At 71.5% G+C, this 12246-nt stretch carries 12 protein-coding genes; 6 read left to right on the top strand and 6 right to left on the bottom strand.

Annotation, left to right across the window (positions count from 1 at the left end; genetic code table 11):
• The 3 genes from FJ251_08640 to FJ251_08630 all read right to left on the bottom strand — a co-directional run.
• A partial coding sequence (locus tag FJ251_08640) for an FtsX-like permease family protein (GenBank protein ID MBM4117796.1) occupies window positions 1–1128 on the bottom strand: 1128 nt, incomplete at its 3' end.
• Complete coding sequence (locus FJ251_08635; GenBank protein MBM4117795.1) at window positions 1121–2356, bottom strand: ABC transporter permease; 1236 nt, start codon at window positions 2354–2356, stop codon at window positions 1121–1123. The genes FJ251_08635 and FJ251_08640, both read right to left, overlap by 8 nt.
• Before the next feature lie 9 nt (window positions 2357–2365).
• Window positions 2366–3661 (bottom strand): efflux RND transporter periplasmic adaptor subunit, encoded by a 1296-nt coding sequence (locus FJ251_08630; protein MBM4117794.1) that lies wholly within the window; start codon window positions 3659–3661, stop codon window positions 2366–2368.
• Between the two features lie 223 nt (window positions 3662–3884).
• Here FJ251_08630 and FJ251_08625 point away from each other — a divergent pair, with 223 nt between their 5' ends.
• From FJ251_08625 to FJ251_08600, 6 genes are all read left to right on the top strand, one after another.
• A complete protein-coding gene (locus FJ251_08625) occupies window positions 3885–4124 on the top strand; it encodes a hypothetical protein (GenBank protein MBM4117793.1) in 240 nt (79 codons plus the stop codon).
• A 36-nt stretch (window positions 4125–4160) separates the two neighbouring features.
• A complete protein-coding gene (locus tag FJ251_08620; GenBank protein ID MBM4117792.1) occupies window positions 4161–4601 on the top strand; it encodes a DUF937 domain-containing protein in 441 nt (146 codons plus the stop codon).
• 68 nt (window positions 4602–4669) lie between these two features.
• Window positions 4670–6088, top strand: coding sequence for a hypothetical protein (locus FJ251_08615; GenBank protein ID MBM4117791.1), 1419 nt, complete (start codon window positions 4670–4672; stop codon window positions 6086–6088).
• 64 nt (window positions 6089–6152) lie between these two features.
• Window positions 6153–6917 carry a hypothetical protein gene (locus FJ251_08610; GenBank protein MBM4117790.1) on the top strand — a complete coding sequence of 255 codons (765 nt, stop codon included), beginning with the start codon at window positions 6153–6155 and terminating at the stop codon, window positions 6915–6917.
• A 5-nt stretch (window positions 6918–6922) separates the two neighbouring features.
• Window positions 6923–8317, top strand: a complete 1395-nt coding sequence (locus FJ251_08605; GenBank protein MBM4117789.1) for a hypothetical protein — start codon at window positions 6923–6925, stop codon at window positions 8315–8317.
• 168 nt (window positions 8318–8485) lie between these two features.
• The gene (locus FJ251_08600) at window positions 8486–9340 is read left to right on the top strand and encodes a hypothetical protein (GenBank protein MBM4117788.1); all 855 of its coding nucleotides are present in this window, start codon (window positions 8486–8488) and stop codon (window positions 9338–9340) included.
• On the opposite strand, the gene FJ251_08595 is transcribed toward FJ251_08600, so the two are convergent.
• From FJ251_08595 to FJ251_08585, 3 genes are all read right to left on the bottom strand, one after another.
• Window positions 9225–10541 carry a sigma-54-dependent Fis family transcriptional regulator gene (locus tag FJ251_08595; protein MBM4117787.1) on the bottom strand — a complete coding sequence of 439 codons (1317 nt, stop codon included), beginning with the start codon at window positions 10539–10541 and terminating at the stop codon, window positions 9225–9227. The genes FJ251_08600 and FJ251_08595 overlap by 116 nt on opposite strands.
• Window positions 10542–10589: 48 nt before the next feature.
• Complete coding sequence (locus FJ251_08590) at window positions 10590–11906, bottom strand: GAF domain-containing sensor histidine kinase (GenBank protein ID MBM4117786.1); 1317 nt, start codon at window positions 11904–11906, stop codon at window positions 10590–10592.
• A 20-nt stretch (window positions 11907–11926) separates the two neighbouring features.
• Window positions 11927–12246 (bottom strand): FHA domain-containing protein (locus tag FJ251_08585; GenBank protein ID MBM4117785.1); only part of this gene is annotated, 320 nt, incomplete at its 5' end.

The raw sequence follows: 12246 nt of genomic DNA, 5'->3' as shown, positions 1-12246 counted from the left end.
CACGTAGAGCACGGGCACGCTGGCGGGCAGACGCATCGTCAGGTGCAGGAGCCAGCCGATGAGGAGTCCGCAGACGACGCCGATTGCGCCGCCCATGCCCGTGAGCGCGGCCGCCTCGACGAGGAAGAGCTGCAGGATGTCCCGCCGCGTGGCGCCGACGGCCATGCGCAGGCCGATCTCGCGCGTGCGCTCCTGCACGCTGACCAGCATGATCGTGATGACGCCGATGCCGCCCACCATGAGCCCGATCGAGGCGAGCACGACGCCGACCAGCGTCAGCGGACCCGTCACCTTGCGCGTGAAATCCACGGCCATGTTCTGCGTGCTGACGGCGAAGTCGTTCTCCTTGCCCGGGCCCAGCTTGTGCCGGATGCGCATCAGGCCTTCGACTTCCTCCCGCGCCCGATCGAGCCGATCGTTGCCCTCGGGCGTGACGACGATGTTCAGCTCGTCCGCCCAGGGGAAGTGCTTGCGGAAGGTGGAGAGCGGCACGATCAGGTAGTTGGTGGCCAGCGAGCCGAAGATGCTCTCGCGCTTGGCGAAGATGCCGACGACCGTGAACTCCTGATCCTCGTCGACGCGGATCGTGCGCCCGATCGGGTCGCGGCCGCCGAAGAGATCGCGCGCCGGCTGCTGGCCGATCACGCAGACGTTTGCCGCGCTCGCGTACTCGAGGCTGTTGAAGAAGCGGCCCGTCTCGACGAAGTCGTTCTCGACCTCCTGATAGTTCAGGCTCGTGCCAGCCACCTGCATCAGGCTGGCCTTCTCCGGCCCGTGGCGAGCGACGGTGCCCGTGCCGGAGCGCGGATCGACCAGTCGCACGCTGGGCAGCGCGGCGATCGCCTCCGCGTCGTCCACGGTCAGCTTGGGCCGCTTCATCCAGTCCTCGGTCTCGCCGAAGGGGTCGCTGCGGGTCAGGTAGATCTGCGTGATGTCCGTGCTCATGATCTCGTGCTCGAGCCGGCCCTTGAAGCCCTGGATCACCGAGACCTCGGCCATGAGCGTCGTGACGCCGAGCGCGACGCCCAGCACGACCAGCGCGGAGCGGCCCTTGTTCGCCCGCAGGTTGCGCCCCGCCATGCGCAGGTTCTCGTCGAGGCCGGTCAGGCGCGCGCGGCGATCACTCATGGCGCAGCGCCTCCACCGGGTCGAGGCGCGCCGCTCGCCGCGCTGGATAGAGCCCGAAGGCGACGCCGACCGTGACGGCGAGCACGAGGCCGAGTACCACGGACCAGAAGCGCACGGCGTAGGGCAGGGGGCTCGCCTGGGCGATGCCGGCCGCTCCGGCGTAGCCGAGCAGGATGCCGATCAGGCCGCCGATCAGGGAAAGGGTGAGTGCCTCGACGAGGAACTGCCAGAGCACGTCCGCCTCGCGGGCGCCGATCGCCTTGCGCACGCCGATCTCGCGCGTGCGCTCCTGCACGCTGACCAGCATGATGTTCATGATCACGATCCCCGCGACGACCGCGCTGATGCCGACGATGAGCAGGAGCACCGAGAGCAGCAGGCTCTTGAGGCGCCCCCAGAGGCTCTGCAAGGTGGCACTGCCGACCACCTCGAAGTCCGCCCGCTCGCCGGGGCGCAGGCGATGGCGCTGGCGCATCGCGGCCTCCAGCTCCTCCTGCAGCGCGGGCATGTGGTCGAGGTCGATCGCCTTGGCCTGGATCGTGACGCTCAGGTCTCGCCCGTGGCGGCCGTAGTGCTTGAGCACCTTGGTGATGGGGATCGCCGCGAAGGTGTCACGATCCTCGCCGAGCACGCGCCCCTTCTCGGCGGCGACGCCGATCACCGTGTAAGGCCGGCCGCCGATGCGCAGGCGGCGCCCGAGCGGGTCCTGAGCGGGGAAGAGGTCCTGGGCGACGCGGGCGCCGATGACGGCGACGGGCCGGCTGTGCTCGGTCTCGAACTCGGTGAAGTGGCGCCCGGCAGCGAGCTCGATCTGCTGCCAGAAGGGGTAATCGGCCGTCAGGCCGCGGATCGGCACGCCGCGCAGGCGCTCGGCGCCGCGCGCCACGTCCTCGCGTACCTGGCGGCTCGCGCCGATGTTGGAGGCGTTCACCACGCGCTCGCGCAGCCAGTCGCGGTCGGCCAGCGTGAGCGGAGGGTTGTAGATGCTCTCGAGAAATGCGTCCAGGTCGGTGAGCACCTTCATCTCGTCCACGCGCTGCACCGAGAGCAGGCCGCTCGCCTGCTCGAAGACCTTCTCCTGGACGTAGGCGTTCATGCCGTCGACGATCGAGACGACGGCGATGATGCTCGCGACGGCGATCATGTTGCCCAGCATGACGAGGGCCGAGCGCAGCTTGTGCGCGCGAATGGCCGCGAGCGCGATCCGGATGCCCTCGAGCAGGGGCACGGCGGGCTCCTAGTCGGTTTCCACGGAAACGCTGACGCCGTTGCCATGGCGCTCGGCGACCTCGTCCTTGGCGGCGGTCGCCTTGATGCGCTCGCCGTGGCGCAGCGTGCGCACGGCCTTCATCGGCCCGACGACGATCTTCTCGCCCTCGGCGAGGCCCTCGATCAGCTCGAAGTGCTTGTCGCCGGCGATGCCGGTCTCGACCGCGCGGAAGAGCGCGCGCCCGTCGACCTCGATGAAGACGCCCTCCAGCTCCTTGACGTCACTGCCGAAGGTGAAGGGCGTCGTCTTGACGCCGGCCTTGGCGAGCTGGGGGCCGAAGCGCTTCTCGTCGTCCTCGAGCGCCTTCTTCGTGCGCAGGGTGAGGGCCTGGATCGGGATCGAGAGCACGCTGTCGCGCTGGGCGGTGGTGATCTCGGCAGTGGCCGAGAGGCCGGGACGCAGGCCGGTCAGCCCTTCGGCCAGCGTGATGACGACGCGGAAATCCACGCCCTGATTGCTGGTCTCGTTGCGCGGGCTATTGGCGATCTCGGTCACGCGGCCGGGGAAGATCGAGTCGGGGAAGGCGTCGATCTCGATCTCGGCCGCCTGACCGATCGCCACCTGCGGGATCTCCGTCTCGTCGACGTCGACCTCGACCTCCATCACCGACAGGTCGGCGATGACCATCAGCACCTGGATGCTCAGGCTGCTCTGGATCGCGATCTCGCCGGGATCGGCGTTGCGGCGCACGACGACGCCGGCCATCGGGGCGCGGATCTCCGTCTTGGCGAGCTGGTCGCGCTGCTGCTCGAGGTAGGCAGCCGCCTGGTCGACGCTGCGCTCGGCCGATACGAGCCGCGCCTCGGCCAGCTTGAAGGCCGCGCGCTTGGACTCGAACTCGCGGTCGCTCATGCTGGCCGAGCTGTGCAAGCCCTGGGCGCGCTGCCATTCGAGCTGCTGCTGCTCCAGGCTCGCGCGCGCCTCCTCGAGGCTGGCCCGCGCCGAGAGGTGCTGCGCCTCGGCGCTGCGCACGGCCTCGCGGATCTGCGTGGGGTCGATGCGGATCAGCAGGTCGCCCGTCCGCACGGTGTCGCCCTCCTCGACCGCCACGGCGACGATCTTGCCCGTGATGTCGGCGCTGACGTCGACGGAGACCTTGGGCTGGATCTTGCCCGAGGCGCTGACCAGCTCGGTCAGGTCGCGGGCCTCGACGTCCTCTACCTGCGCCTCGGTCGCCTTGCCCTTCTGCTTCTGCAGATTGAGAACGACGAAGAGGGCGATCACGAGCAGGATCCCCAGTCCGATGAACAGCTTCTTCTTCATGCCTGTCCTTCCGCGCCGGTTGGGTCGCGCCCAAACGAGGGGAGCATACGGGCCCCGGGATTCAAGTTACAGGAAAAAGCGGCGGGCGCGCGGGGGCTTCCCGGTGCATCTTGGGCTGCAAGCAGCGGACGAATGTGCTAGTGTGGCCAGCGGCCGGCGTCCGAATGGCGGCGGGGCCGGGCTCTTGAAAGCGATCCGCCAGCGCCTCGTCCGGAGGTTGAGCATGAGTCGCCTGCGAGTCGGTCTCCTGCTGGCATTGGTCGGCAGCCTGGTGCTCGGCGTAGTCTTCGGCTGGATCTTCTACCGGCCCTATCTGCTCCATGTGCCGGAGCAGGTGATCACCGCCGCGCAGAAGAGCTTCAACTTCATCGGCACCGGCCTGCTGCTCGGCGTCGTCATCTGGATCTGGGCACTGCTGGTGGCCTGGCTGGCGCCGCGCTTCCGGGGCAACGCCAAGCGCTAGCGGGCCCGGACTCCCTTACCCTTGATAGGAGGAAGCATGAGCTGGCTCGACGATCTCTCCACCAAGCTGCAGGCCAAGTACGGCGCCGGCGCCGAGGGCAACAAGGCCGCCGCCCAGGCGCTGAAGATGATCGAGGGGCTCGACAACGGCCTGGACGGCCTCGTCGCCAAGTTCGACGAGGCGGGCCTCAAGGAGCAGGCCCAGTCCTGGGTGAGCAAGGGCAAGAACCTGCCGGTGACGGCGGCGCAGGTGAAGGACGCCCTCGGCCCCGAGCTCGAGAAGATCGCCCAGAAGATGGACCTGACCGTGGACGCCGCGGCGGCCAAGCTCGCCGAGGTGATGCCCGATCTCGTCGACAGGCTCACGCCCGACGGCGTCGCGCCCAAGGTTGCCGAGCTGAAGCAGAACGTCGGCCAGCTCTTTGCGAAACTGACGCACAAGGACAAGGACAAGGGAACGCCGACGAGCGGCCTCTAGGGGCCCGGCGACGGCCGTGCTATACTTTCCGCGGTGGCGCCTGTCGCGCCACCGCGGGAGGTGTGGAAATGAAGTACGGGTACTCGGCACTGATTCTAGCTTCGTTCCTGGTTCTTCTCGGCGCCGCCCCCCTCGGCGCCAGCTTCCAGTTCTATCCCATCTCTACTGGTGAGCGCGAGGCCGCGAGCTGCCGCGTGGCGACTGGCGCCGGCGGCGAAGTGCTCGTTGCCTGGGCGGAGGCGGACAGCATCTGGACCCGCTGCTGGTCCTACGGGGCCGTGGGACCCGCCGTCAACCACGGGCGCGGCGCGCTGCCGGACGTCGCATTCGCCGAGGGCGGGTACATCCTCGCCTTTGTCTGGCAGGGAACGATCGTCGTCCGCGAGGACAGCGGGTCGGGCTGGCGGGACGCCGCCCTCTACGCCTTCGCCCTCAACGTGACACTGCCCCGCCTGACCGGCTGGTGGAAGACGCCGACGGACACTGGCGTCTTCCTGTGCTTCCAGACCGCCCAGGGCGGCGTGCGCTTCGCCGAGCGACGCTTCGGCGTCTGGCAGGATGCCGAGCTGGTGCCGGCAGGCAGCAGCTGGGGCGCCCCCTGTTTCGCGCAGGCCCTGCCTGTGCCGGACCTAGGAGCCTGGCGGCCTCGCGCCTATGCGATGCAGGAGGAAGGCCTCGTCTACAGCGAGCGCGTCGGTGGCGTCTGGCAGGCACCTGTCGCGCTGCATCCGGGGCAGTTCGTCTACGGCGGCGAGTTCGCTGCGGCCTGCGGCATCGACGAGGAGCAGCATGTGCTGAGCAACGGGCCCCAGCCGACCTGCCCCTGCAACGTGATCCACTACACCCACGGCGGCCCGATCGGGGCCTGGAGCGATCCGGAAGATCTCACCGTCGAGTTCGACACCTACACCTGGCCACAAGATCCAGCGATTGCCGCCGACGAAGCCGGCCGCGTGCACGCGGTCTGGTTCCAGCAGCACTACGGCTTCAACATGATGCCGACCTGGAAGGGGCTCTTCTACATGGTGCGTGAGGGCGATGTCTGGACGGACTACAGCCAGAGCTTCTGCTGCCAGCGGGGCAGGGACGCGGACATGGATCTCCGCTACAAGATCTCGCCGGCGATCGTCTTCACGCAGGACTTCGACGCGCCGAGCCAGGTCGTCCTGGCCCTGGACCCGACGGTGACAGCGACGGAGTCGGTGCCCGCGCCGCCGGTCGCGCTCAGCGCCCAGCCGAACCCCTTCAACCCGAAGACGACCCTGCGCTTCACGCTCGCCGCACGGGCGACGGTAGAGCTGAGCGTGTGCGACGTGAGCGGGCGGCGGCTCTTCACCGTCTTCGCAGGCACGCTGCCCGCCGGCGAGCAGCATTTCGACTGGGACGGCCGCGACGCGGCCGGCCGCGAGCAGCCGAGCGGCGTCTACCTCGCGCATCTGGAAGGCTCCGGCCTCGCGGCCACGGCCAAGCTGATCCTGCTGCGCTGAGCGCGGCCTTGACTTCTCCGCTTCCGGCGCCCAGCATTGCGTTGCTGGGCGCCGGGGGTGGTCGATGACCCAGAGCCGATCCACGCTGCTTGCGCCGCTCGCGCTCTTGGCCTGCCTGGCCGTCGCGCGCTGGCTCTCCTTCACCGTTGCCGCCTGGCTGATGGCCCTCGTCAGCTTCGCCGGCCTGCGCGAGTACCTTTCGCTCGCCGATCTGCGCGCGGAAGATCGCTGGGCGATGCTCGCCGCCTATCTCGCGGTGCCGTTGCAGTTCTGGCTGGTAGTGGCGGACTGGTACGGCTTCTTCATCGTCGCCGTGCCGGTCTACGTGTTCGTGCTGCTGCCCTTCCTCGTCGCGCTGGGCGGCAGCGCGCGCGGCAGCGTCTTCTCGATGGGGGCGCTGGACCTCGGGCTCTTCCTCTTCGTCTACTGCCTGGGCCACCTGGCCTACCTCGCGCGCAGTGCGCTCGGCCTGGCGCTGCTCCTCTTGCTCGTCGCCTATCTCACCGACCTCCTCGAGCGCTTCGTGCGCCGCGCCGGCGGCGGGCCGCCGCTCGCCTATCTCGCCGCGACGCCGCCGGCCTTCCTGCTCTGCATGCTGGTCGGCCTGCCGGCCGGGCTCACGCGGCCGCAGGGTCTGCTGCTGGCCGCGCTCCTGCCGCTCCTCGTGCTGATGGGCAACTTCACGCTGCGCGCGGTGGAGCGCGATCTAGGCATCGACCTGGAGGCCCTCGAGCCGGGGCGCGGGCGCATCATCGACGGCCTGCGCCCGCTGCTCTTCGCCGCCCCCGTGGGCTTCCACCTGCTCCGCTACGCCACGGAGCTCTTCTAGCCGCCATGGACGGGCGCACGTCATTTCATGTGCTCGTCCTACGTCCGCTGCTGCGCGCGCTCTTCGGCCTGCACGCGCAGGGCACGGCGCAGCTCGCCACGCTGCAGCAGTTCCTCATCGTCGCCAATCACAACAGCCACCTCGACGCCCTGCTCCTGCTCAGCGCGATCCCGCGCGAGCGGCTCGCGCGCACGCGGCCGGTGGCCGCCGCCGATCACTTTGGGCGCTCGCGTCGGCTCGTGCACCTCATGGATCGCCTGCTCGCGCCCGTCTGGGTGGACCGCGGCGCCTCGGCCACGGAGAGCCTCGCGGCGATGGACCGCGCGCTCGCCGCGGGTGAGAGCCTCATTCTTTTCCCCGAGGGCACGCGCGGCGAGCCGGGCGTGCTGGCGCCCTTTCGCGGCGGCGTCGGCTGGCTGCTCGAGCGGCATCCCGGGCTGCCCGTGATCCCCGCCGCGCTGAGCGGTCCCGAGCGCGCGCTGCCGCGCGGCGCGGCCCTGCCCCTGCCGGTCTGGAACCGCGTGCTGCTGGGCCCGGCCCGCCATCTCGAAGGGCGCCCGCGGGCGCTGGCGCTCAGCCTCCAGGGTGAGGTTGCCGAGCTGGTCGCCGCCGAGCGCGGGCGCCGGCAAACGCGCTATACACCGCGCCGCGCAACGCGTGCGCTCGCCGTGCTCGGCATCGACGGCTCAGGCAAGAGCACCCTGGCCCGCGAGCTGGCCCTCGCGCTCTCGGCGGGCGGCAGCACCTGTCTCGTGGGGGACGCGCTCCAGCGCTACGCGAGCGGCGAGCTGCAGGCCCTGCAGCCCTTGCCCGCCGAGCGCCTGCGCCAGCGCCTCAGCCGCCGCGCGAAATCGGCGAAGAGCCTGGGCGGCTACAAGCTGCCCAAGCTGGCCGAGCTGCTGCTCAGGGAGGACCTCCTGCGCGAGTGCCGCCGCTGGTACGACCCCGACTGGGTGCTGCTCGATGGCTCGCCGCTCTTGAACCTCGCCGGCTGGCTCGCGCTCTACCGTCCCGGCGAAGTGAACCCCGACTTCGCGGCGGCCGCGCTGCTCCAGCTCGCTGGCCGCGGCAGCGCCGCCGCGCGGCGACGCCACCCCGAACTCCGCCGCCTGCGCGCGCTCGTGCCCTTCCGGCTCGAGCTGCCGGCGGCGGCGGTCCTCATCGAACTGCCGGCCGAGATAGCCGTCGCGCGCATCGCCACGCGCGGTGAAACGCGGCAAGTGCACGAAACGGTCGAGAAGCTCGCGCTGCTCCAGCGCTCCTATGCGGCCGTCTGCGCGGCCGCCGAGGCGCGGCTCGGCCTGCCCGTCCTGCGGCTGGACGGGACCCAGCCGGTCGAACTGCTGACGGATGCCGCCGCGCGCTTCGCGCGCGGCCTGGGGGAGGTGGCCAATGGCTAGCAAGGACGCTCGCATCGAGGTGATCGCCACGGCGGTCTCGGGCTCGATCGCGGACTGGGGCAAGGTGCAGCGCATCGAGCCGCTCTTTCGCGAGGCCGGCTGGACGAACCTGCGCCCCTGACAGCGATCGAGGGCCACCGCGAGGCCCGCGCCCGGGCCGCCGAACTGGTGCGGGACGGCGCGCGCATCCTCATCTCGGCCGGCGGCTCGGGGACCTTCAACGCGGTGCTCGCGGGCATCCTCGACGCCGAGCCGCCGCTCGATGAGATCCGCCTCGGCTTCCTGCGCAAGGGCTCGGCCGACCTGATCGGCAAGGTGCTCGGCATGCCCGACGAGATCGAGGCCGCGGTGCGCGTGTTCTCGGAGGCGATCGCCGCCGATCGCACCGAGCCCTGCGACCTGCTGCGCGTGGAAGCGCCGGGCACGGGCCTGCCCGTGAAGCACTTCGTCGGCTACGGCGGCGCGGGTCTTTTCGGCCGCATTCCGCACTTCACCGAGAACCGCTTCATGAAGTGGTACAAGGGTGTGCTCAGTCAGCTCTTCGGGGACCTCGGCCCCTTCACCACCGGCATGAGCCTGGCGGTCGGTGAGCGCGTCCTCAAGGCACCCTTCACGAAGCGGCGACACTGGCGGCTCACGGTGGACGGCGCCGAGGCGGCAAGCGGCCGCTTCCAGGCCTTGATCCTCGTGAACGGCTACCTGGGCCCTCAGCTCGCCTACAGCGAGGACGCCCTGGGCTCCGGCCGCTTCCACTGCTACGCCCTGCGCGACCGCGGCGGTTTCTCGCTGCTGCGCCAGGCGGCGGCGGCGCGCAGCGGCGCCATCCGCCGCGATCCCGCGCGCTGGGGGATGGAACACTACGCGGCGACGAAGACGCTCGAGATCGCCTGCGACCAGCCCTTCCCGCTCAACGTCGACGGCTCGACGCTGCTCTGCAAGGACCGCGCGCCGCGCGCCGCCGGCTGCCGCCGCACTGGGCGAGGCGACGGACGAGGGCCTCGCGCTCGATCTCGGCGAGCGTGAGGCCGCCGTCGAGGAAGTCCAGCGCCGCGCCGCGCGGCTCGGGCAGCGTGATGTCCTCGGCGTCGATCTGCTTGCCCTCGGCATAGAAGACGGCCTGCTCGACCACGTGCCTGAGCTCGCGGATGTTGCCCGGCCAGCGGTGGCCCGCGAGCTTGGTCAGCGCCGCGTCGGTGAAGCGCTTGCCGCGGCCCTCGGGATCGCGGCGCAGGAAGTGCTCGGCGAGCAGCGGGATGTCCTCGGGGATCTCGCGCAGGGCCGGCGTCTGCAGGGCGATGATGTTGAGCCGGTGGAAGAGGTCCTCGCGGAAGCGCCCCGCCGCGATCTCCTGCTCGAGCACGCGGTTCGTCGCCGCGACGATGCGCAGGTCCACGCGAATCGGCTGGTTGCTCCCCAGGCGTTCCACCTCGTGCGTTTCGAGCACGCGCAGGAGGCGCGCCTGCAGCTCGAGATCCATCTCGCCGATCTCGTCGAGGAAGAGCGTGCCGCCGTCGGCGGCCTCGAACTTGCCCGGCCGGTCGCTCACCGCGCCCGTGAAGGCGCCGCGCACATGGCCGAAGAGCTCGCTGCTGAGGAGCTGGCGGTCGATCGCCGCGCAGTTGATCGCCACGAAGGGGCGCTTCGCCCGCGGCCCGTAGCGGTGGATGGCCCGCGCGACCAGCTCCTTGCCGGTGCCCGTCTCGCCGCGGATGAGCACGGTCTTCTGCGAGGGGCCCAGCTTGCGGCACTTGCTGCGCAGCAATTCCACCGTCGCGCTCTTGCCGACGAGCTCCTCGCCGCCCGGCTCGAGCGCGACCTCGAGGCTCCGCGTGCGCCGCAGCAGCTGCCGGCGGCTCAGCGCCTGCTCCACCGCGAGCTGCAGCCGCGGGCCGAGGCCGCCGTGCGCGGGCTTTTCGAGGAAGTCGAGGGCGCCCAGCTTGAGCGCCTCGACCGCGGCCTCGACGCTGCCGTAGGCCGTGATCAGGAGCGCGCTCACTTCGAGCCCCTCCTCGGCGAGCTTGCGCAGCAGGCCGAGGCCGTCCAGGCGCGGCATGTTGAGGTCGGTGACGAGCAGGTCGAAGGGCTCGGCCTTCAGGCGGGCGAGGGCGTCCAGGCCGTCCACCGCGGTCTCGACGCGGTAGCCGCGCTCGCCGAGCAGCTCCGCCATGTACTCGCGGTTCAGCTCCTCGTCGTCGACGAGCAGGATGCGGGGCGCCTCGGCCATGGGCTCACCTTTCGCCTCGGCGGAGTGTAGCGCAAGCGGGCGCGCTTGTCAGGCGCGCCGCGCGGCCAGCGGCAGGCCGAGCCGGAAGCGGGCGCCGCCCTCCGCGCGGTTCTCGGCGCTCAGGCTGCCGCGGTGCTCGGCCACGAGGTGGCGGCAGATCGCAAGGCCGAGCCCGCTGCCGCCCGCCTTGGTCGTGAAGAAGTCCGCGAAGATGCGCTCGAGATCGCCCGCCGGGATGCCCGGCCCCTCGTCCTCGACGCAGACCTCCACCCAGTCCGGCTCGGCGGCCAGCCGGCAGAGCGGCCGCGCCGACAGGCGCACGCAGCCGCCGCGCCGCTCAGCCATTGCCTGCGCCGCGTTGACGAGCAGGTTGCCGACCACCTGCTCGAGCGCCTCGGCGTCGCCCTGCACGAGGAGCCCGCGCGGGTAGTCGCGCTCGAGGCGCAGTCCGCCCTCCTGGAAGCGCGCTGCGCAGTCGACGGCCGCCGCCGTCAGCACCCGCGCGAGATCCAGCAGCTCGCGCTGGCCGCCGCCCGGCCGCGCGAAGCGCAGCAGGCTGTTCATGCGGCCCTCCGCCTTGTCGACGCCGGCCAGTACGCGCTCGACGCGGGCGCGCAGGTCCTCTTCGGCGAGGCCGCCCGCGGCCAGCTTGGCGAGGATGTTCTCCGCCGTGCCGCGCACGTTGTAGAGCGGGTTCTTCAGCTCGTGGGCGAGGCGCCCGACCAGCGTGCCGAGCAGGGCCAGCTTCTCGGCGCGCGCGCGGGCGGCCTGGAGCTGCTCCGTCTCGATGACCCGCGCGGCCTGCGCGGCCACCGTCTCGAGCAGCTCGCGATCGGCGCCGGCGAAGGGCCCGGCGCCGGCCGCGCGGCGGTCCACGTAGAGCGCGCCGAGGCGGCGCTGCTCCGGCGCGAGCAGGAGCGGCACGCAGATGAGGCTCTGCACCTGCTGGGAGTGCAGGCTGGCCGCGGCGTCGAAGCGGGGATCGGCGGCGACCGTCTCCAGGCAGACGCTGCGGCCGCTCTCGAGCGCCTCGCGCAGCACGGTCTGGCTGACCTGGCCGATGGCGCCCGCGTCGAGCGGCGGCGTGACGGCGGCGCTCGCCTCGGCCTGCCAGGCGGCCTGGGTCTCGGGGCGCCAGCGCCCGCTCTCGGCATCGTGAAGGAGGATGAAGCCGCGCTCGGCGCCCACGGCCTCGCCGGCCAAGCGAATCACGGCGGCCAGGATGGCCTCCAGATCGTGGCCGCCCGCGAAGAGGTCCAGGATGCGCAGCAGGACGCGGTAGCGGCGCTCCTCGCCGAGACCGCTGGTCGCGCCGGCCGCGGCAGGGGCCGAGGCCGTCTCGCGCGCCGCGCTCAAGCTGAGCACCGTCGCCTCGCCGTCCGGGCTCAGGGTCGGCGCCCCGCGTCGGGTGCGGGTCCGTCCATCTCCACGCGCAGCTCCAGGCGCCCGAGGACGAGCCGGTCGCCGGCCGCGAGCGGCGCGAGCGCGCTCAGGGCGGCGCCGTTGAGCTGTGTGCCGAAGCGGCTGCCGAGGTCTTCAATCGTCCAGCGCTCGCCGTCCCAGGCCAGGCGCGCGTGGTGACGGCTCACGCTGCGCTCGGCGAGCGGGAGGGCGCAGTCGGCGTCGCGGCCGAGCAGGAACTCCCGTGCCTCGCCGGGAACGCAGGGCCCCAGGCGGGCACTGTGCTCCCGATCGGCGAGGCCCC

The organism is bacterium, assembly GCA_016873475.1.
In the GTDB taxonomy this organism is placed as follows: Bacteria; Krumholzibacteriota; Krumholzibacteriia; order JACNKJ01; family JACNKJ01; genus VGXI01.
The sequence above is the reverse complement of the archived record's forward strand: the minus strand, read 5'-3'. Positions and strand labels throughout refer to the sequence as shown.